We start from the raw sequence: 19,048 nt of genomic DNA on the forward strand, positions 1-19,048 counted from the left end.
CAAGCCGAAGCGCCGCAGGATGGTGATGACTCGGCTAAGGCTTCGATGAGCGTGAGCGCCCGCTACGGGAAAGCCCTGCTCTGGGCTGAGCAGCTCCACCGGGATCAGCGCCGCAAAGGCAAGGCCATCCCCTACATCTCCCACCTGATCAGCGTCAGCGCCCTGGTGTGGGAAGACGGCGGCACGGAAGACCAGGCCATTGCCGCCCTGCTGCACGACGCCATCGAGGACGCCGGCCAGAGCCACGCATCCATCGCCGAACGCTTTGGCAGCGCCGTGGCCGACATCGTGCGTGATTGCACCGACACCAACGGCACGCCTACAGGAGGGGAGAAGGAGCCCTGGCTGCTGCGCAAGACCCGCTACATCGCCTCCCTGGAAGACAAGCCAGAGGCCTCGCTGTTGGTGACGGCGGCCGACAAGGCCCACAACGCCGGCGACATGGTGCTCGATGCCCGCCGCGATCCCGCGATGTGGAGCAAGTTCAACGCCGGGCTGGAGGGATCAGCCTGGTACCTGCTGCGGATGCATCAACAGCTCAACCGCCGCCTACCGGGTAGTCGATCGGTGGAACGTCTCGGTGAGGCGGTGAGTGAGGTGCTTGCCAGCGAGAGCTATCGGCGGCTGGTCCCCGACGGGTTGGCGCCGGCGGTGTGGGCGGCGGGGTATGCGGAGCGCTTGGCAGCAGGAGACGCGTGATCACCCTGGCCCTGCCGCTGGCAGCCGTTGCCCTGCTCGCCCAGACCCGGACGGCCACCGTGCTCTCCATCGGCGATGGCGACACCCTGCGCGTGCGTGAAGGCAACCGCACCGTGAACGTGCGCCTGGCCTGCATCGATGCCCCGGAATCCAGCCAGGCACCCTTTGGTGTTCAGGCCCGGCAACAACTTCAAACGCTGGCGCCAGTGGGAAGCAGCGTGGAGCTGCGTATCAAGGCCACCGATCGCTACGGACGCTCCGTAGCCGAACTCACCAGCGGCGGCCGCAACCTCAACCAGGCCCTGGTGGCCTCCGGCGTGGCCTTTGTCTACTGGCAATACATCGCTGGTTGCGACCGGCAGACCTACGGGCGTCTGGAAACAGAGGCCAGACTGAAGGGGCTTGGGGTCTGGGGCGTTAGCGGTGGACTGACACGGCCCTGGGACTACCGCTCCAGACAACGCCAACCCAGCTCAAGCTCAAGCGCACCAGCTGGCCGGCGTTACACCTGCAGCCAGATCGGCTCCTATGCCCAGGCCCAGGTGTTGCTGCGGCAGGGGCACCGTTATCTCGATGGGGATGGAGACGGGGAGGCCTGTGAAAGCTTGAGGGGCTGAGCAGGAGAAGCTCGCTACTCCGGATCGTCTCCCCGCCAACGCCAAGCTCGCAGCGAGGAACCGAGCCGAGCCGTTGTGATGTCGCTGAGCAGCACAACCGGCAACCCACTGGCCCGTGCATCGCGCATCTTGGTGTTGTCGAGCTCGAGGCTGGTGGTCAGCAGAAAGTCAGGGGGATTGCGCTTGGGAATCGCATTCACCTTCTTGTACGTGAGACCGAGCTGCACCAAGGCATCGCGGCCTCGGTGAATGGGTGAATCAGCTTTGGTGCTCTTAGGGCCAGAGGCGGCAAAGCTCTGATCACGCTCGAGCGTCCATTGCATGGGCTCCCATGAGGACCTGGGCTGTGGTGAAGCCACCATCGCCCGCGTCAGCGTGGGGGCCGGCGCTGACAACAACGCATTGGTCGTGACCGTGACATGGGCGGTCGCCGCCGTGACATGGGCCATGCCTTGGCGAAAAGCCCGCGCCAAGGCGCGTGTATCGCCCATCGCGGAGTGCGCATCCGCCTCCGCCAGGTCCACCCCGCATTGGGCGCAAACATCCTTCAGCTTGCGTGCACCCGAACGTGGCATGGTGTCCACGCCATCCCCAAACTCGATCTCTACGCCCGCGATCGCCTCGTAGTGTGCCCGGAGAATCGGCAGATCAAAGGCGCGCAGGTTGTGGGCCACCAGAACATGTCCATCAAGCTTGGCGGCGAGCAGTCCCGCGATCTCGGCGAACGCTGGAGCACCAGCCACATGCCCATCGCTCACACCATGGATCTGTGCGTTGGGAATCGGAACGCCTGGGTTCACCAGGGTTTCCCACTCCTCGGTGATGCGTCCCTGCGCTTCGAGTTTCACCACAGCGATCTCCACGATCCGGGAGCTGTGCGCGGTGCCTGTGGTTTCCAGATCAAACACCGCAAAGCCCTTGGCACCTTGCGGCAGTAAGGAGGCCAAAGATGGGGGCGCCACCGCCGGGGCAGGGGCCGAGATCGGCTGGGCCGGTGCAGCGGGAGAACGTTGCTGCGGATTGGCAGGTTGGCGAGCAGGCGCCTCTCCCTTCTCTCGGATGCGGAGGGGAATCCAGGCGCGCAAGTCTTCCACAGCCGTGATGGAGGTGGAAGGGTCGCCCAGCACCACCAACTTGCTGATGCGCTCAATCAAGAACTGCTTGGTGACCTGTTGCCCCTCCTGCCTGGCGTTGAGGGAATAAGGGATGTCGCCTTGGCGGTTGTAGCTGTAGAGGGTGAGGCGACGAACGCTGGTGCTGCCATCAGCCTTGGTGTAGGTGACCTCAGCCTCAAGGGAATGAACCAGGGGAGGGGTTCTCTCAACTGCAGGCGCTGGTGGAGGCGGCGGCACTGGAGCCGGCGGCGGCGGCGCTGGTGGACGCGCAGCAACGGCGGGCGTAGCGGGCTTGGCGGGAGGCGGTGGCGGCTGCCGCAGTGAACCCGTATGGGACTGCTGGCGCTTGATCGGGGGCTGCAGCAGCGCCCAGATGCACCAGGCCAATAGGGCGATGGCTGCCACCGTGACGAGGGCGGCCAGCGTTAGAGCATCCATTGCACTCGATCCACCAAAGCCGCCTGCTCAAGTTATTCAGAGCGGCCTTGCCGGTCATCACAACCAACCATCGAGAGCTATGCGCTGAACGCATACTTCGACGCAGTGAGCTGCAAAGTCGTTCGAGGGGCGGTGATACAAAGGATCGGTTGAGCACCGGGCCCCGAAGGGAATCAGCGTTGAGCGACCAACCGACGGACACCAGCACCGACCTGACCATCAACGACAGCGGGGCCATCCAGCCCGTTGTGGAGTGCAAAGGAATTCGCCCGATCAAGGACTTCCCCCGCGACCTCACCGGGTTGAGCCCCGAACAGATCGAGCACCACTACAAGGCTCTGCGCAATAGCCATATCTCGTTGAATCGTTCACGCGGTCAGCTGCTGCGGCGTTCGCGGGAGTTCAGCGAGGCAAGGGAGCGCTTCCTCACCACCCTGCGGGGATACGAGGAGCGCCTAGTGCTGATCGGCCAGGAGAAGGCTGAGGCGATGCGCCTTGCTCAGGACATGCACCAAGAACTCGAGGCCTTCGACAGCAAGCAACAGGCGCTCGACAAACTGCTGCAAGACCTCGACGACGCCAAACAGGAGGCGGGGTTCTGGTCGATCTTCAAGATCAGCGAGCTGATCGAACGCATGCGCGCAGTCCTGCGCGGCAAGAACCAAACCAATGGGTGAGCTGAGCGACCGCTTTGCGGAGCTCATGGCCCGGATGGCCAAGAGCGATGCCGAGCTCTTCCGCACGATCGGCGAACAGAACGCCAGAGTGCGCCAGATAGCGGATGACCTAGTGGCCGTGCCGGAAGCCGGCGTGAAGGCAGATGCCACCGCCGCGTGCCTGGCTCCAGCGGGGCTGTTGCCAGCGGAGCAATGCGATCAAAAGGCGCTGAAAGCACGCTTCGGCAAGGTGGCAGACGCCCAGGCTTGGGTGGAAAGCCAGATCGGCAAAGCCCCTAAAAAGCCCACCTGGCTGGTCATCGAGCAAACCTGCCGCAGCGGCGCATGGCCCCTCGTAGCTGCCCGAACGACAGCCGCAAGCAAGGGGATCAGCTCAGAACAGCTAGATGAGCGACTGACCGTGTTGGAGACCAAGCTGACGCAGCGGTTTGATCGATTGGAGGCCCTGCTGCTGGTGATCGCTGGGGGTAACCCATCCAGCTCGCCCCATCAAATCGACCAGGGGTAGTCCTCCAGCACACGCTGCAAGGCCGACAACACAGCCAACACGTCGACCAGTTGAACGGGCCGTTGCTGCCCTTCTCGCTGTGGATGCCCCATCCAGTTGCCAAAGCAGCGCACCTGATGCAGGCAACTAATCAGCCAGCGATCCGCGCCGCGCTGGGCCAACAGACGAATGCCGTGATTGAGGTTTAAACGGTGTTGATCCGGCTCATCACGCAGGCTGTACAACACCAATTGCTCCACCACCCGGCGGGCATGAATGCCCAAGGCGATGGGGGCGATCTGCTCGGCCCGCAGGATCTGCAGGAGCTCGCCAAGATCATGTGCCAGCGAACTGGAATGCTCCTGGCGTGGATCGACGCGATCCCGCAGCAAACCGTTCAACCGTTCCAACCCCGGCAAGCCCGTTGGCAAGGGAATCCGCAAGTCCTGCGCATCCACCCGCGCAAGGATCGAATCAATGGCCTCGCCCAGCACACTGAGATGGCGATCGGTTTTGTCGAACAGGATCAGCCGCTCCAGATCGGGCAAATGGCGAAAGGCTTCGCGATAGGCCTCGAGCAGCTCAGGCACATGGGAGAGCGCATCAATGCCTTGGTTGCCACTCCCCAGCAAGGGTGAAGCCACCGTGGCGCAGGCAATGCCACGCATCGGCAGGAGCGCCAACAGCGAAAACAGACGGTTGAACGGCGGCCAGGGCACCAGATCGCCCTCCTGCCACTCAATGGCACCCTCCACAACAGCAATCCGTTTGAACCGGCTTGGAGGCGCCTGATCACCCAGGTCCAGCGGCGCACTCACCCAGGCCTTCAGAGGGCTGGAGCGCAGGTCCAGGGCAACGTCGAGCTCAGACAGACTCAGCCCATAGGCCTCGTGAAGCCGCCCGAGCAGGGTGCGAGGCACCGGGGCGTAGTGACCGCGAAACGCCGACACCACCAGGAGGTCGCTTTGAAGGCCCAACTGGGGGTAGTCGCCCACCTGAAGTTCAACGCTGCGCTCGCCTGTCGCTGTATCGACATCGAAGAAGTTGAGCAGCACCGCTGTAACGCCCGCGTGCTCTGAGTCTGGCCAGAAACGCGAGTAAGGGCTCGGCCGTCCTTCGCACGAGATCAGCCTCGATCACCCCTGAGGCGGGAAACAGTGGGTTCAACCAAGCCAGGAGCTGTGTATGGAATCCCGTTTACAGACCACGGTGTTGAGCACCCATCCCGAACGACCGGCCATCTGCCGTGAGGGTTGCGAGCTCGATGCCCTGATCCAGCTGAAGACACCGCCGCTGGCCGGTGTCAGCAAGCAGCGCAAGCCCGTTGCGATCGCCGTGGTGATCGATCGCTCCGGTTCGATGGCGGGCCCCAAGCTCAAGGCCGCCTGCGCAGCGGCGCAACAGCTGGTGCGCCAACTCACCCCGGCTGATCGACTGAGCGTGATCAGCTTCGATGACCAGGTGCGCACCGTGGTTCCCCTCAGTGCCCCCAGCGAGGCCGCGATCACGGCCATCGGCCGGATCCGCTCCGGCGGGCAGACCGCTCTCTTCGATGGTTGGCGGGTGGGAATGGAATCGCTGCTCCAGGCCGAGGAGCTCACGGGCCATCAAAAACGGGTGGTGCTGCTCACCGACGGTCAGGCCAACGCTGGACTGACGCGCCGATCGGAGGTGGCGCCGCTGGTGGGGCAGGCGAATGAACAAGCGATCAGCACCAGCTGCATCGGCTTAGGGGAGGACTACGAGGAGCGGCTGCTCACCGCCATGGCGGAAGCCGGCGCTGGAAATCTGGTGCACCTCACCAGCCCGCAACAGCTGGAGGCGGTGTTCACCGCGGAACTGGAGGGCCTGAACCTCACCCTGGGGCGTGATCTGCGCCTACGGCTCAACCTGGCGGAGGGTGTGAAGCTCAAGCAGATCCATAACCCGCTGGAGCCCGGGGCGGATAGCTGGATTCAGCTCGGCGCGCTGCAAGCAGGCATCACGCCCACGCTCGCCGTGCGGCTGCAGATCGCTCCCGAGGACCAGTCACAGGAGCAAGTGCGCGATCTGCTCACTGTGGAAGCGCAGTGGATCCATGTAAACGACCAACCCGAGCAACGGGAAGCGGTGATGCGCTTGCCCGTCGTGGAGGTCGAAGAGTGGCGGGCATTACCCGTGGATCCCGACGTGCAGCGGGAGGTGTTGCTGCAACAAACGGCGAAGCAACGACGCCGGGCGATGGAGGAGCTCGATCAGGGAGATTCCACGCAGATGCTCTACTCGGTGCAAGCTGCACTGCATAGCTTGGATCAGGCGCAGAGCAGCCCTGAGATCGATCAAGAGCGGAAATTACTCGGTGAGTTGTTGGACCTGATCTCCACAAACAAACTCTCACTGGCGCGCAAGGTGATGGGGACGCAATCGTTCATGCGGGCGCGCGGCCGCAAGCTGCGCAATCAGGAAGGCCACGATGACTTCTGAGCTGCAAGAGCGCTTGCTGGCGGATCTCCATCAGTTCGCCGTTCCGCGCCATGCGCGCTGGGATCCGCTCGGGCTGATGGGTGTGCGGGAGAGCCTGCGCGACCGGCTCTCTGCGCTGGGCGAACTCGAGGAGCACCACTTCGATCGCGCCGGCGAAGCAGGGGTGAATTTGATCCTCAAGCTGCCTGGCCAACGGGCCAACGCCTCGCCCCTGCTGGTGGGTGCGCACTACGACGGCCCACTGCATTCACCCGGCGCCGATGACAACGCCAGTGGCTTGGCCGCCTTGCTGGAGCTGGCCCAGCGCTGGCGGACAGAGCCGCCTCGGCGGCCGGTGTGGCTGGTGGCCTTTGATCAGGAGGAATGGGGGATGGTGGGCAGTGAGGCGCTGGCCAGTGAGCTCAAGGCAAGCGGTCAGCCGCTCAAGCTGATGGTGAGCCTGGAGATGCTGGCGTTCACCAGCGAAGAGCAGGCCTACCCCCATCCAGCCATGCGCCAGGTGTATGGCAGCACGGGCGATTTCATTGCGCTGGTGGCCAACACATCCGCCGGCCTGATGCTCCCTGGCTTATCGGCAGCAATGGGCCGCTACGTGAAAACCAAGGTATTGCCTGTACCCAACCGCGGCACCGCCATTCCCGATGTACGCCTCAGTGACCACAGCCCCTTCTGGGATCAGGGCTACAACGCCTTGATGGTGACGGACACCTCGTATATGCGTAATCCGCATTACCACCAGATGGGCGACACGGTCGACACGCTTGATCTTCCGTTCTTCTGCCAGGTGGTCAATGGCCTTGATGCGGCACTCACCCGCCTCTAAGACTCAGGCGGCTTTCCCGGCGTCTGACTGGTCGTCCTCGTCTACGAGTGGTGGGATCAGTTCTCGAAGCAGCTGAGCCACGATGACGCCCCGGCCGCGAAAACCCAACTGGGCTTTGAGCCCATCAATCCAATCCACCACATCCCGCGGGAGTTCCAGTGTGACCAACACCTTCTCTTGGGGATTGGTCTGTTCGTTGGACTCCATCGCGACCTGACCAGGGCGCCCATGATGCCCGCCTCCCGCAAGCCAACAAGCCCCTAACTCCCACCGATGCCAACCAACCACCAGACCGACAGCTGCATCGCCACGGAGCGCGGAGCCCTGGTGTTCTGGGCGCCGCCACCCAGCCCACGGCGGCAGGGCACCAAGGTGCAGATCATCGATGTGTTCTCCCTGCAGGTGGCCACGGGCTACACCCGCGACCCCCAGGGCAAGCTGCTCTTGGAAGCGCAGCCCTCCGTGGCCGCTGGGCGGAGCTGGACCCTGGCCAAAGCCGCGCAGTTGATCCGCAACGACGCGCGGCCCCACCGCTGGGTGGCCTTGGAACTCAATAAGCGGGCGTGGGGCCTGTTCTGGGCCGGTGGTGGGATCCAGCGCTGTAGGGAGGTGTTGGCCGAACGGATCAGTGAGACGGAGGCTTGCTCCGCCCTGGTGCCGGCAACTCCAGAAGCCCTGCTTCGGCTGATGCTCGATCTGGAGCCCCAAGGGCCCGCAACTAATGGGCCTCAGCGCTGGCGCGTGCCGGGCCCAGCGGTCGACAGGCCCCCCTGGCCTGGACCCAACCCCTGGACCGTGGCAGCTTGGACATCCCTGGCCTGGATGGCGTTGCTCGGCATCACGGTGGTGGGATTCCTGGGGGCCCTGGAGCGGCAGGACCGCAAGTTGGATCTGCTGTTGGAGCGCTCGAGCGCACATACAGAACGAACTACACCCCAAGACGAACAGATAGGAAAACGAGCCGGATCTATTCACTGAGTGCATAAACAACAGGGAAACCCATGGGACTCGCCGCAACGCCGCTGCCAAGTGCCTCAAGCGATGGCAATCTGAAGCCAGAGAGCTGTAGCAGCGCCGCCATGGCCCAGGGCGTGAGCCGTCATCGGACTGCACGAGGCAAGGCCTGATGGACGTCTTCTCCTTTCGCGACCGGGTCGTTGAGGACTACGGGCAGTTCAGCCGCAGCTTCACGCAGATCAAGGCGCCTGACCTACAGGCGTTTGTGGACGGCAGCTACGGCAAGGGTGAGTACTGGCCATCCCCGCTGATCCAGCTCAACCCCAGCTTCGTCAGCGGCGGCGCCATTGGCGACCTGGTGGAGAGCGGACTACTCCACCACGAGTGTCGCCAGATCTTCCGCTGGGGCAAGGACGCAGGCGCTGGACAGGAGCTGCAGCTGCATCGCCACCAGCGCGAGGCGATTGAGATCGCGCGTGATGGCGGGAGCTTTGTGGTCACCTCGGGTACGGGCTCGGGTAAGTCGCTGGGGTACATCATCCCGATCGTGAACCGGGTGCTGAAAGCCCGTGAAGCAGGCGATCAGCAGAAACGCATCAGGGCCATTGTGATCTACCCGATGAATGCGCTCTGCAATAGCCAGAAAGAGGAACTTGAGAAATATCTAGGCCTTGGGTATCCCAATGGACCTCGCGTTACATTCGCGCGGTATACGGGCCAGGAAAGCGACGACGAGCGCGAGAAGATCAAGAACGATCCTCCCGACATCCTGCTCACAAACTATGTGATGCTGGAGTACATCCTGACCCGTCAGGATCCACTCGATCAAAAAGTGATCAGTGATGCCAAAGGGCTGGAGTTTCTGGTACTCGATGAGCTGCACACCTATCGCGGTCGCCAGGGTGCTGATGTTGCCCTGCTGGTGCGGCGGGTCCGACAACGACTGAATGCCAATCTGCTTTGCATTGGCACCTCGGCCACGATGGCTTCGGAGGGCACGGCCAAGGAGCGCAATGCCACGGTGGCGCAGGTCGCCAGCAAACTCTTCGGCACGGTGATCCCCAGTGATCACATCGTCACCGAAACCCTGCAGCGCGTCACCGAGGGGGAACTGCCGAACGCATCAGAGCTGCGGGAAGCGCTTCAGGTTGACTACAACGGCAGCGCAACGAACACCTGGACAGCTACCGAGCTACGCCAACACCCCCTAGCGCGATGGGTAGAGCTGGAGCTGGGACTGGAGCGAGAAGACGGCCTGGCCGATGGCAAATGGGTGCGCTGTAAGCCTCAGACCCTGCAAGACGCCTGCAAGACCCTGGCTGAACAAACGGGTCTGGAGGAGGAGCCGATCCTTGGCAGCTTGCGTGATTTTCTGTTGGCGGCTTACCAAATTGAGGTTGGCCCCAACCGGCGCTTTTTTGCCTTCCGGCTTCATCAGTTCGTCTCAGCGGGCGGTGATGTGCATGCCACCCTCCAGCCCTCTGGTCAGCGCTACCTCTCTCTCAAGGCGCAGAAGTATCAGCCGAATGCGGGCCGGCAATCGCTCTTGTATCCGGTGATGTTCTGCCGCAGTTGCGGTCAGGACTTTCATCCGGTTTGGGCCCATCTAAATAACCGCATCCCAGTACAGATCGATCCCCGTGAGTTTTCGGATGAATCGAGCTTGCGAGAACGGGATGTGATCAATGGCTATTTCATGCCCGATTCCGAGGGCAACTACAGCATTGATGACCTGGAAGCAGCCAACTTCCCCGATGGTTGGCTGGAGCCGGACCGCAACGATGAGCTGACGCTCAAGCGCACTTATCGAGAGTTTGCGCCGGTCCCCTGCCGCTTCCGCCCCGATGGCGGCGCCAGCAGTGACGGTCTAGCCGGCTGGTTCTTGAAGGGAAGCTTCCGCTTCTGCCCTTCCTGCGGAGTGGAGCACGGGGTGCGGAGCAGTGAGTTCCGCAAGCTCTGCGGACTGAATTCCGAGGGCCGCAGCTCAGCCACCACCACCTTGAGCCTGGCGGTGCTTCGGCAGCTGTTGAGCTTCCCCCCGCAGGAAATCCCTGATCAGGCGCGCAAGCTGCTGGCCTTCAGCGATAACCGTCAAGACGCCTCACTGCAGGCGGGGCACTTCAACGACTTCGTGCGCGTCCTGCAGCTGCGCGCCGGCTTGGTGGCGGCGCTCAACGCTCAGGCCGAGAAAGAGCTGAGCCTGGAAACCCTGGCGCAGGAAACCGAGAAAGCCCTGCGGCTGGAAGCGGAGGACTTCATCGCCATCGCCAACGTCAAACCCAACGTTGAGCAGAGCAACCGCCGAGCCCTCAGGGGGGTGCTGGAGTACCGGCTGATCGTTGATCTCCGGCGGGGCTGGCGGCTCACCAACCCGAACCTCGAGCAGCTGCGGCTTCTGGAGGTGGACTATGCCGAACTGGTGAATTGCGCGGAAGACCAGGCCGACTGGGGGCAGCGCCATCCTCTGTTGGCGCAAGCCAGCAGTGAGGAGCGCTTCCTGATCTGCCATCGCGTTCTCGAAGAGATGCGGGAGCGGCTCGCGATCGAGTGCGACGCACTGGTGCAGGAGGAGTTCGACAGGCGTAAAAAGGCGGCCTCCGATCTCGAAGAGGTGTGGAGCATCGGCAGCGATGAGAAGCCCGAGCTGGCCCGCAGTGTGGTCACCAGCCCTGTGCCGCAGGAGCTGAAGAACCGTGGCGTTGAAGGCCTCTCCCTACGCGGTGAATTCGGTCGTTGGCTGAAGGCCCGGGAGCGCTGGCGCTCCGTGGAAGACCTCCACCGGAGTTTCAAGTGGAAAGACGAGCTGTATCAAGAGGTGATGGCTCACATCCTGGAGATGCTCACCGCCTGGGGATTGGTGAAGCCCGTGGAGGTGCGGCTGGGCCGCAAGGCCAGCGAGGTGATGCAGGGCTGGCGACTCAACAGCACCGCTTTGCGCTGGACCCTGGCGGACCCCGACGCCGAGCCTCAGGATCGCTACGCCGCGCGTCTGGCGGAAGCACGCCAGAGCAGTGGCCGCCGCGGACCCGTGAACCCCTACTTCCGCCGCCTGTATGCCGACCTGGCCGAGCTGATCGCCACAGAAGGCAGGCCCTTCCTGCAGACACTGTTGGCACGCGAGCACACCGCCCAGGTGGATGCGGGTGAACGCGAACGACGGGAAGACGCCTTCCGCAGCGCAGCGCTGCGGTTGATGTACTGCTCACCCACGATGGAGTTGGGCGTGGACATCTCCTCGCTCAACACCGTCTACATGCGCAACGTGCCGCCGACGCCGGCGAACTACGCGCAGCGCAGCGGCCGAGCTGGCCGTAGCGGTCAACCGGCGCTGGTGCTCAGTTACTGCGGGGCCACATCACCCCATGACCAATACTTCTTCGCCGATCCGGTGCGGATGGTGGCTGGTGCCGTGAGTGCCCCAACGCTGGAGCTGGCCAACGAAGAGCTGCTCAAGGCCCATTTCCGCGCGCTTTGGCTGGCCGCGACTCGGCAACGCCTCCCCGGCAAGGTGAAGGAACTGGTGGACATCAGCGCTCAGGGAAGGCCTGTGCAGCCCGAGCTGATGCAATCGCTCGAGAAGGACGAGGCCTATCGCGCTGCCCAGGCGGATTGCCAGGCCATCGTCGACGACTTGCTTGAAAAGCAATGGCTGGGAGCCACGCCACCGCCCTGGTTAACCGGGAGCTGGCTCGAATCGCTCACCCGTGGGGCAGCCCTTGATTTCGATGCAGCGCTGGGCCGCTGGCGCGAACTGTTGGAAGCCGTGGATGGCCAGATCAATCAGTCCCTCAAGGATCTGGGGAATCACGCTCTGAGCGAGCGCGAGCGGCAGGCAGCGGACACGCGCCTACGGGCGGCTCGGATGCAACAGCAGTTGCTCTTGGCCGATAAGCCAGGCAGCAGGAACAACAACAACGACTTCAGCACCTACCGCTACCTGGCAAGCCAGGGCTTTATGCCCGGCTACAACTTCCCGCGGCTCCCGCTGATGGCCTACATCCCAGGCACTCGGGAGCAAGTGGGAGGCGGCACCTACATCACGCGCCCGCGGTTTGTGGGCATCAGTGAATTCGGGCCTCACTCGCTGATCTATCACGAGGGCAACACCTACAAGGTGAAAGGGGCCTTGCTCGGCCTGCAAGACAACGCCGTTGCAGCAGGCACGGCAACCCTCGCGACACAAGACGCACTGGTGTGCGGTGCTTGCGGCCATGCCCACCTCGGCGATGCGGCTGAATCAGAGCTGTGTTGCCACTGCGGAACGCCGCTCAAGCTGCACCCCGAGGGCAAGGCGGTGCGCATCCCCAGGCTGTATCAAATCGAGCAGGTCACCACCAAACGCGCTGATCGCATCACCTCCGACGACGAGGAGCGCCAACGGCTCGGCTATGAGCTGATCACCACCTACGAATTTCCTAAAGAGAATGGGGTGGTGAAGGTGGCCAAAGCGCAAGTGAGCTGCGCTGGTCAACCGCTGCTGGAGCTCAGCTACGCCCCAGCCACACAAATCAGCCGGGTGAATCTGGGCTGGCGCCGCCGAGAGAACAAGAACGACATGGGCTTCCCGATCCACCCGACCAACGGTCAGTGGGGTGGGGAGAAGGATCTGCGCGGCGACGCCGCCGATGACGACGGCTCAGAAGTGGGCTTCGTGAAGATCACGCCTTACGTGCAAGACCGCAAAAATGCTTTGCTCGTGCGGTTCCTGGGCGACTGGCAGCCGCAGCAATTGGTGAGCGTCAAAAGCGCCATCAAGCGTGGGATCGAAGTGGCCTTCCAACTCGATGGCAGTGAGATCGCCGCTGAACTGATGCCCAACGAGGAATCAGCCACGGCTCTGCTGCTCTACGAGTCCGCCGAAGGCGGCGCCGGTGCCCTGAGCCGGCTGGTGGAGAACGCTTCGTCGCTGCACGCGGTTGCCAAAACCGCGCTGGAGATCTGCCACTGGAGCTGGGATGGAGAGATGCCCGCGCTGGAAGCGCAGCTCGTGAATGCCGATCCCGAATGCGAAGCCGGTTGCTATCGCTGCCTGCTCGGGTATCACAACCAGCGGGATCACGATCTGATCGACCGCCAACTGCCGGAGCTCAAGCAGTGGCTGCTCGATCTGGCGCGCTGCGAACTGGTGGGCCAGGGCGGCATGGATGGCCGCAGCGAGATCCTCGAGCGCCTGAAGGGTCTGGCTGGCAGCGGCCTGGAGAAGCTCTGGCTCGACACCCTGTACAACCACGGCCATCACCTGCCCGATAACGCGCAGCAGGAGGTTCCTGGTCACTACGTGACACCGGACTTCACCTACAAGCAAGCCTGTGCCGTGGTGTTTATCGATGGCCCTCACCACGAGAAGCCGCTGCAACAGCGACTGGATCAGCAAAAGCGTCAGGCCCTGGTTGATGCGGGCATCACGGTTGTGGTGTTCACGCAAGACACCCGCAGTTGGCCGGCCGTATTGATCGAATACGGCTGGCTGTTTGGAGAGGGAAAGAGGTCAACGGCTGGCACCGCTACTCGAACCATCGATCTCTCATCAACCCCAACGGGATCCCCAGGCAGCCTTGGGGAAGCCATGGATGAAGTGTTCAAGCAACACAGTGACTTGTTTGGGGAGGGGCAAGGCTGATGTTTGATAGCACCAAGCGTTCACTGCGCGAACTCCTGCAGGAACTCAAGAAAGGAACGATCCAGCTACCGGAGTTTCAACGCGGCTGGGTGTGGAAGAACGAGCAGATTAAGGAGCTGATCGCCTCGGTGATTCGCCAGTACCCGATTGGTGCTGTGATGCTGCTTGAGGCCGGTGGCGAGGTGCGCTTTCAGACCAGACCCGTCGAGGGCCTGCGATTTGAGGAACGCACTCCCGATCCAGAACTCTTAATCCTGGATGGCCAACAGCGACTCACCTCCATGTTCCAGGCCACCTTGATGGGGTCTGCAGCCAAGACGGAGAACGAACGCAAGCAGAAAGTCCAGCGCTGGTACTACCTCGACATGAAGAAGCTGCTGGCCAATCCAGACTTACTCGAGGAAGCCGTTGTTGATGTCCCTGCCGACCGGATACGCCCTGAGATTGCAGGGCGGCCTGGCATCGATCTATCGAGTGATGAACATGAGTATGAACGAGGCTTGTTCCCACTGAGCAAGATCTATCAAGCCGGTGAGTGGCAGCTAGGTTATATCAACCACTGGAACGGAAAGCCTCAGTTCAACGAAGCATTGGCGCTTTATAACAACTTCCAAAAGGACGTCGTCAACCCTTTCGCCGAGTACCAACTACCAGTGATCACCCTGGCCAAAAGTAGCCGTCGCGAGGCGGTCTGCCAGGTGTTTGAAAAGGTCAATACCGGGGGAGTGAAGCTCAACGCGTTTGAATTGGTCACAGCAAGTTATGCCGCTGATGGCTTTGACCTCAGGGCTGACTGGTACGGCCGTAAGGCTCGCGATGGAGAAGATGCCATCGAAGGGCGCTATCAGCGCTTCTTGGCGGGCCGTGAACATGGCAAACCTGATGGTGTGCAGCGCCTCGGGAAAATTCTCAAAGCCGTTCGCGAGACCGATTTCCTGCAGTGTGTTGCACTGCTTTCAACCCGCAGCCGCCGCCAACTTGATCAACAGAACTCACAGCTGCCAATCGATAAGTGGACAGGCATCAGCTGTAAACGTGCCACCATCCTGGATCTGCCGCTGGGTGAATATCAGCGGTGGGCTGATGTAGCAGAACTGGGATTCTTTCGGGCCGGGCGCTTTCTGATTCAACAGGGCTACTACCGCAGCGACGACCTTCCTTACGTCACCCAGCTTGTGCCCTTGGCGGCGATCTTGAGCAGCCTCGGTGACGACTACAACGCAGCAGCGACCACACAGAAAGTGGAGCAGTGGTATTGGTGCGGCGTACTGGGTGAGTTGTACGGCGGGGCCATTGAAACTCGCTTTGGCAAGGACCTGCCCGAAGTGATCGATTGGGCTGAAGGAAAAGCTGTGCTGCCGAGCACGGTGTACGAAGCCGACTTCCGCCCCAACCGTCTCGACACGATGCGCACCCGCAACAGCGCGGCCTACAAAGGCCTCTACACACTTCTGTTACGCGAACAAGCCAAAGACTTCCGCACAGGCAGACCAATCGACGACTCGATCTTTTATGAGGACGCCATTGATATTCATCACGTCTTCCCCGCCATGTGGTGCGAAACCCAGGGCATCGGGAGTGAGCGGGCGAATTCAATCCTGAACAAGACGCCACTCACGGCTCGCACCAACAGGGTGATCGGTGGCGCCGCACCTTCGATCTACTTACCCAAGCTGGAGAAGGCCTATCTCAAGCACCAAGGCACCGGGGGCGATGGAAGCGGGAATGGCATGGCAGCGATGGATGAGCTGCTGCGCTCGCATTCGATTTGCCCTGAACACCTAAGGAGTGATGCCTTTGAGGCGTTCTACGAGCAACGGAGGCGCGATCTGCTCGAGCTCATCAGCCGTGTGATCGGCAAACCGATTGCCATCGAATCAGCCCCTCCAGCTGGCGAGGAAGCACTGCCTCAGCTGGATGAAGAGGACGAGACCACCGCTGCCCTGGAGGAGATCAACGCATGACGCTCACCCCAACCCAAGCACCGGCCACCGACATCCCCAGCCCCGGTTCGATCGTGAAGGTGCGCGGGCGCGAGTGGATTGCCCTGCCCCAAAGCAGCACCGAAAAGCAAGAGCAGGTTCTGAAGCTGCGGCCGCTTGGCGGCGGCGACCAAAGCATCGCCACCTTGTATTGGCCGCTCGAGGGGGCATCGGTCAAACCCGCAAGCTTTGATCCACCGGATCCCAGTCAAAGCGGATCCCAGAGCTCCGCGCTCCTGTTGCGTGATGCGCTGCTGCTCAAGCTCCGCGCCGGGGCGGGCCCCTTCCGCAGCCTCGGCAACGTGGCTCTGGAGCCAAGGCCCTATCAGCTGGTTCCGTTGCTGATGGCTCTCAAGCAAGCGGTCACTCGGGTGCTGATCGCCGATGAGGTGGGTCTGGGCAAGACCGTGGAGGCACTGCTGATTGCCCGGGAACTGCTCGATCGCGGCGAGATCCGCCAGATCACGGTGATCTGCCCCCCCCACCTCTGCGAGAAGTGGCGGGCCGACATGATCGGCCAGTTCAACCTCGCCGCTGAGGTGGTTCGCCCCGGAACAGCGCAGAAACTGGAGCGGGGGCTGCCGGCTGGCAAATCGATCTTCGACGTGATCCCGTTCACGGTGGTGAGCCTCGATTGGATCAAGAGCGATCGCAACCGTGAAAGCTTCCTGCGCAGCTGTGGTGACTTCGTCATCGTCGACGAAGCGCATACCTGCGCAGCTCGCAAAGGTGGCGGGCGTCAGCAGCGCTATGAGCTGTTGCGGGGCTTATCCGATAAGCCCGACCGCCACGTGGTGCTGCTCACTGCCACCCCCCACAGCGGTGACACAGAAGCCTTCGATAATTTGCTTGGGCTTCTGGACCGCAAGTTCGCGGGGCTGAGCGAGATGGCTGAAGGGCCGCGCCGCAGAGAGCTGCGCGATGACCTGGGCAACTATTTCGTGCAGCGCCGCAGGCAAGACCTCAAGGAAGAGTGGGGCACCAATGGCGCCGACTTCCCCGACCGAGAAACGCGAGAAGCGGAGTACAAACTCTCAGGCGATTGGGCTGAGCTTTTCCACGACGTGCTCGGCTACGCCAAAGATTTGGTGCAGCGCAGTGCCGGCGAGAGCAAGCTGCGCCAACGGATGAGCTGGTGGGCAGCGCTGGCCCTGTTGCGCTGCGTGAGCAGCAGTCCGGCGGCGGCCTCGGCCTCGTTGCGAACGAAGTTGCTCAACCTGCAAACGGGTTCAAGCGGCGAAACCGAGCTCAATGAGCAGCAACTCGCCGACGACCTCGAGTCCATGGCCGCGCTTGCAGTTCTGGATGGCGCCGAGGAGGAGTTCAGCGGCGAAGAGGCTGCGCCGGGCGCTGATCTCGCCAACGCGGAAGACGCAGAACAACTGCAGGATCTGATCGCTCGAGCCGATCTCCTACGCGGCAAAACACACGACCCGAAGCTCAAGCAACTGATCAAGGAGCTGAACGGCCTCCTCAAGGAAGGCTTCCGCCCAGTGATCTTCTGCCGCTTCCGGCCCACTGCGCACTACCTGGCGGAGCAGCTGCAAGAGGTACTGCCCAAACGCAGCCATGTGGTGATGGCCGTGACGGGCGATCTTCCGCCGGAAGAGCGGGTGTTGCGCATTCGCGAGCTGCAGGACGAACTAGCCAACGAGAAGGTGCCCGTGCTGGTGGCCACCGACTGCCTTTCAGAAGGCATCGACCTGCAGCACACCTTCGACGCGGTGGTGCATTACGACCTCTGCTGGAACCCCACCCGCCACGAACAGCGAGAAGGGCGGGTGGACCGCTTTGGCCAAGCGCGCAACAACGTTCGCGCCTTGATGTTGCACGGCGGGAGCTCCAACCCGGTCGACGACCGGGTGCGCACGGTGATCCTCGAAAAGGAGCAGACCATCCGTAAGGAGCTAGGGGTGAGCGTGCCCATTCCCGGCAATGCCAACACGATCACCCAGGCCGTGTTGAGCAGCATCCTGGGCGGCCCGGCCCAGGTGATTCAGGGCAATCTTGAGCTCGGCCTGGAGGGCAACACGGCGACCCAGCTGGAGCTCGATGCCACGATTGAGGCCGAGTGGCAGAGCGCCAAGGAGAAAGCCAAAACCACGCGCACGATCTTTGCCCAGCGCAGCCTCAAACCCGAAGAAGCGCTGGCGGAATGGGATCGCATGCAGGAATCGCTGGGGAGCGAGCAAGCGGTGGAACGGCTGGTGGTGAATGCCTGCCGGCGCCTGAACCTGCCGATTGGCCCGCTCAAGAGCTCCAATGATTGTTGGGAGCTAGATCTCACCGCGCTGGCAGACGATCGGATGGCATTGCGTGAGCGGCTCCGCAACCACGATCTGGAAGGCCGCTTGCGGCTGAGCTTCCGATCACCAGCCCGCGATGGCAGCAAGCTGCTGAGCCGCTCGCATCCATTGGTGGTCGAGCTGGCGGATTTTGTGGCGGAGCGTGCCCTAAGTGGACTGGAGCCAGACCTAGCCGCTCGCGCTTCCGTGATTCGCACCAAAGCGGTGACCAGCCGCACCCAGCTGTTGGTGTTGCGACTACGCCATCAGCTCCATCAAGACCGGTGGACTGGCAATGGCTATGAGGCGTTGCCCGATCTCCTGGTGGAGGAATGCCTCACCGTGCGGGTGCAAGGCGATGGTGTTGAACAGCTGGAGGGCGCTGCAGCGCTTGAGCTGTTGGAGGCGCCACCCAGCGGGAACGTTGAAGCGGGTGAACGAACCCGTTGGCTCACGGAAGCTGTTGGGGGGCTGGATGCACTGCAGCCGGCGTTGCAAGCACTGGCGGAACGACGCGCCCAACTCGCCGAAGACGATCACCGCCGTGTACGCGAGGCCTCGCTACGGCGCGGGGAATCGCTGCGCATGCGCTTCAACTGCGAACCCGCCCCAGCCGTGGATGTAATCGGCCTGTTTGTGCTTTTACCCGCTCCACTGCTCTAGCCAATGACACAACAACTTGTCGTCCGCCAAATCCTGCAGAGCGTAATTGCTGCAGGATTCACAGCGCTTCTTGGATCTCCATCGGCCAATGCAGGCTTTTACCGATATCCATTACAGGGCTATCACAAGGCATGCGCAGATGGAAGCACGGTCGATATCGCCATTTTCCCTGGCGTTGGTTATATGCACCTCTCTGGGAGTGGCAATATGATGAACGCTTAT

At 62.5% G+C, this 19,048-nt stretch carries 13 protein-coding genes; 10 read left to right on the forward strand and 3 right to left on the reverse strand.

Going from position 1 to position 19,048, the window contains the following annotated elements:
• The first annotated feature begins 45 nt into the window (after positions 1 to 45).
• Together H9532_RS10245 and H9532_RS10250 are read left to right on the forward strand one after the other, a co-directional pair.
• Positions 46 to 699 (forward strand): HD domain-containing protein, encoded by a 654-nt coding sequence (locus H9532_RS10245; RefSeq protein ID WP_296368040.1) that lies wholly within the window; start codon positions 46 to 48, stop codon positions 697 to 699.
• Positions 696 to 1,316, forward strand: a complete 621-nt coding sequence (locus H9532_RS10250; RefSeq protein WP_296368043.1) for a thermonuclease family protein — start codon at positions 696 to 698, stop codon at positions 1,314 to 1,316. The genes H9532_RS10245 and H9532_RS10250 overlap by 4 nt, the downstream gene beginning before the upstream one ends.
• A 14-nt stretch (positions 1,317 to 1,330) precedes the next feature.
• On the opposite strand, the gene H9532_RS10255 is transcribed toward H9532_RS10250, so the two are convergent.
• Positions 1,331 to 2,869, reverse strand: coding sequence for a 3'-5' exonuclease (locus tag H9532_RS10255; RefSeq protein ID WP_296368045.1), 1,539 nt, complete (start codon positions 2,867 to 2,869; stop codon positions 1,331 to 1,333).
• A gap of 179 nt (positions 2,870 to 3,048) precedes the next feature.
• Between H9532_RS10255 and H9532_RS10260 the strand changes: the two genes are divergently transcribed.
• Entirely contained in the window at positions 3,049 to 3,546 is a 498-nt protein-coding gene (locus tag H9532_RS10260; RefSeq protein ID WP_296368047.1) for a hypothetical protein, read from the forward strand.
• Positions 3,539 to 4,054, forward strand: a complete 516-nt coding sequence (locus H9532_RS10265; protein WP_296368049.1) for a hypothetical protein — start codon at positions 3,539 to 3,541, stop codon at positions 4,052 to 4,054. Before H9532_RS10260 ends, H9532_RS10265 begins: the two co-directional genes overlap by 8 nt.
• Here the strand turns inward: H9532_RS10265 and H9532_RS10270 are convergent.
• Positions 4,036 to 5,088, reverse strand: coding sequence for a hypothetical protein (locus H9532_RS10270; protein ID WP_296368051.1), 1,053 nt, complete (start codon positions 5,086 to 5,088; stop codon positions 4,036 to 4,038). The genes H9532_RS10265 and H9532_RS10270 overlap by 19 nt on opposite strands.
• A 130-nt stretch (positions 5,089 to 5,218) precedes the next feature.
• Here H9532_RS10270 and H9532_RS10275 point away from each other — a divergent pair, with 130 nt between their 5' ends.
• Positions 5,219 to 6,496: a VWA domain-containing protein gene (locus H9532_RS10275; protein WP_296368053.1), complete on the forward strand. Its 1,278-nt coding sequence runs from the start codon at positions 5,219 to 5,221 to the stop codon at positions 6,494 to 6,496.
• Positions 6,486 to 7,319 (forward strand): M20/M25/M40 family metallo-hydrolase, encoded by an 834-nt coding sequence (locus H9532_RS10280; RefSeq protein WP_296368056.1) that lies wholly within the window; start codon positions 6,486 to 6,488, stop codon positions 7,317 to 7,319. The genes H9532_RS10275 and H9532_RS10280 overlap by 11 nt, the downstream gene beginning before the upstream one ends.
• Before the next feature lie 3 nt (positions 7,320 to 7,322).
• On the opposite strand, the gene H9532_RS10285 is transcribed toward H9532_RS10280, so the two are convergent.
• Positions 7,323 to 7,526 carry a hypothetical protein gene (locus H9532_RS10285; RefSeq protein ID WP_296368059.1) on the reverse strand — a complete coding sequence of 68 codons (204 nt, stop codon included), beginning with the start codon at positions 7,524 to 7,526 and terminating at the stop codon, positions 7,323 to 7,325.
• 66 nt (positions 7,527 to 7,592) lie between these two features.
• On the opposite strand from H9532_RS10285, the gene H9532_RS10290 reads away from it, so the two are divergent.
• From H9532_RS10290 to H9532_RS10305, 4 genes are all read left to right on the forward strand, one after another.
• Positions 7,593 to 8,297 (forward strand): hypothetical protein, encoded by a 705-nt coding sequence (locus H9532_RS10290; RefSeq protein ID WP_296368060.1) that lies wholly within the window; start codon positions 7,593 to 7,595, stop codon positions 8,295 to 8,297.
• A gap of 148 nt (positions 8,298 to 8,445) precedes the next feature.
• A complete protein-coding gene (locus H9532_RS10295; protein WP_296368064.1) occupies positions 8,446 to 13,896 on the forward strand; it encodes a DEAD/DEAH box helicase in 5,451 nt (1,816 codons plus the stop codon).
• The gene (locus tag H9532_RS10300; RefSeq protein WP_296368066.1) at positions 13,896 to 15,860 is read left to right on the forward strand and encodes a DUF262 domain-containing protein; all 1,965 of its coding nucleotides are present in this window, start codon (positions 13,896 to 13,898) and stop codon (positions 15,858 to 15,860) included. Before H9532_RS10295 ends, H9532_RS10300 begins: the two co-directional genes overlap by 1 nt.
• Complete coding sequence (locus H9532_RS10305; protein ID WP_296368068.1) at positions 15,857 to 18,826, forward strand: helicase-related protein; 2,970 nt, start codon at positions 15,857 to 15,859, stop codon at positions 18,824 to 18,826. The genes H9532_RS10300 and H9532_RS10305 overlap by 4 nt, the downstream gene beginning before the upstream one ends.
• Positions 18,827 to 19,048: the final 222 nt, after the last annotated feature.

The organism is Vulcanococcus sp. Clear-D1, assembly GCF_014654725.1.
GTDB lineage: Bacteria > Cyanobacteriota > Cyanobacteriia > PCC-6307 > Cyanobiaceae > Vulcanococcus.

Coding starts and splice junctions, on each gene's coding strand:
- H9532_RS10255 (WP_296368045.1), bottom strand. CDS start 2,869: ATGGATGCTCTAACGCTGGCCGCCCTCGTCACGGTGGCAGCCATCGCC.
- H9532_RS10295 (WP_296368064.1), top strand. CDS start 8,446: ATGGACGTCTTCTCCTTTCGCGACCGGGTCGTTGAGGACTACGGGCAG.
- H9532_RS10245 (WP_296368040.1), top strand. CDS start 46: ATGAGCGTGAGCGCCCGCTACGGGAAAGCCCTGCTCTGGGCTGAGCAG.
- H9532_RS10265 (WP_296368049.1), top strand. CDS start 3,539: ATGGGTGAGCTGAGCGACCGCTTTGCGGAGCTCATGGCCCGGATGGCC.
- H9532_RS10290 (WP_296368060.1), top strand. CDS start 7,593: ATGCCAACCAACCACCAGACCGACAGCTGCATCGCCACGGAGCGCGGA.
- H9532_RS10280 (WP_296368056.1), top strand. CDS start 6,486: ATGACTTCTGAGCTGCAAGAGCGCTTGCTGGCGGATCTCCATCAGTTC.
- H9532_RS10275 (WP_296368053.1), top strand. CDS start 5,219: ATGGAATCCCGTTTACAGACCACGGTGTTGAGCACCCATCCCGAACGA.
- H9532_RS10305 (WP_296368068.1), top strand. CDS start 15,857: ATGACGCTCACCCCAACCCAAGCACCGGCCACCGACATCCCCAGCCCC.
- H9532_RS10300 (WP_296368066.1), top strand. CDS start 13,896: ATGTTTGATAGCACCAAGCGTTCACTGCGCGAACTCCTGCAGGAACTC.
- H9532_RS10285 (WP_296368059.1), bottom strand. CDS start 7,526: ATGGAGTCCAACGAACAGACCAATCCCCAAGAGAAGGTGTTGGTCACA.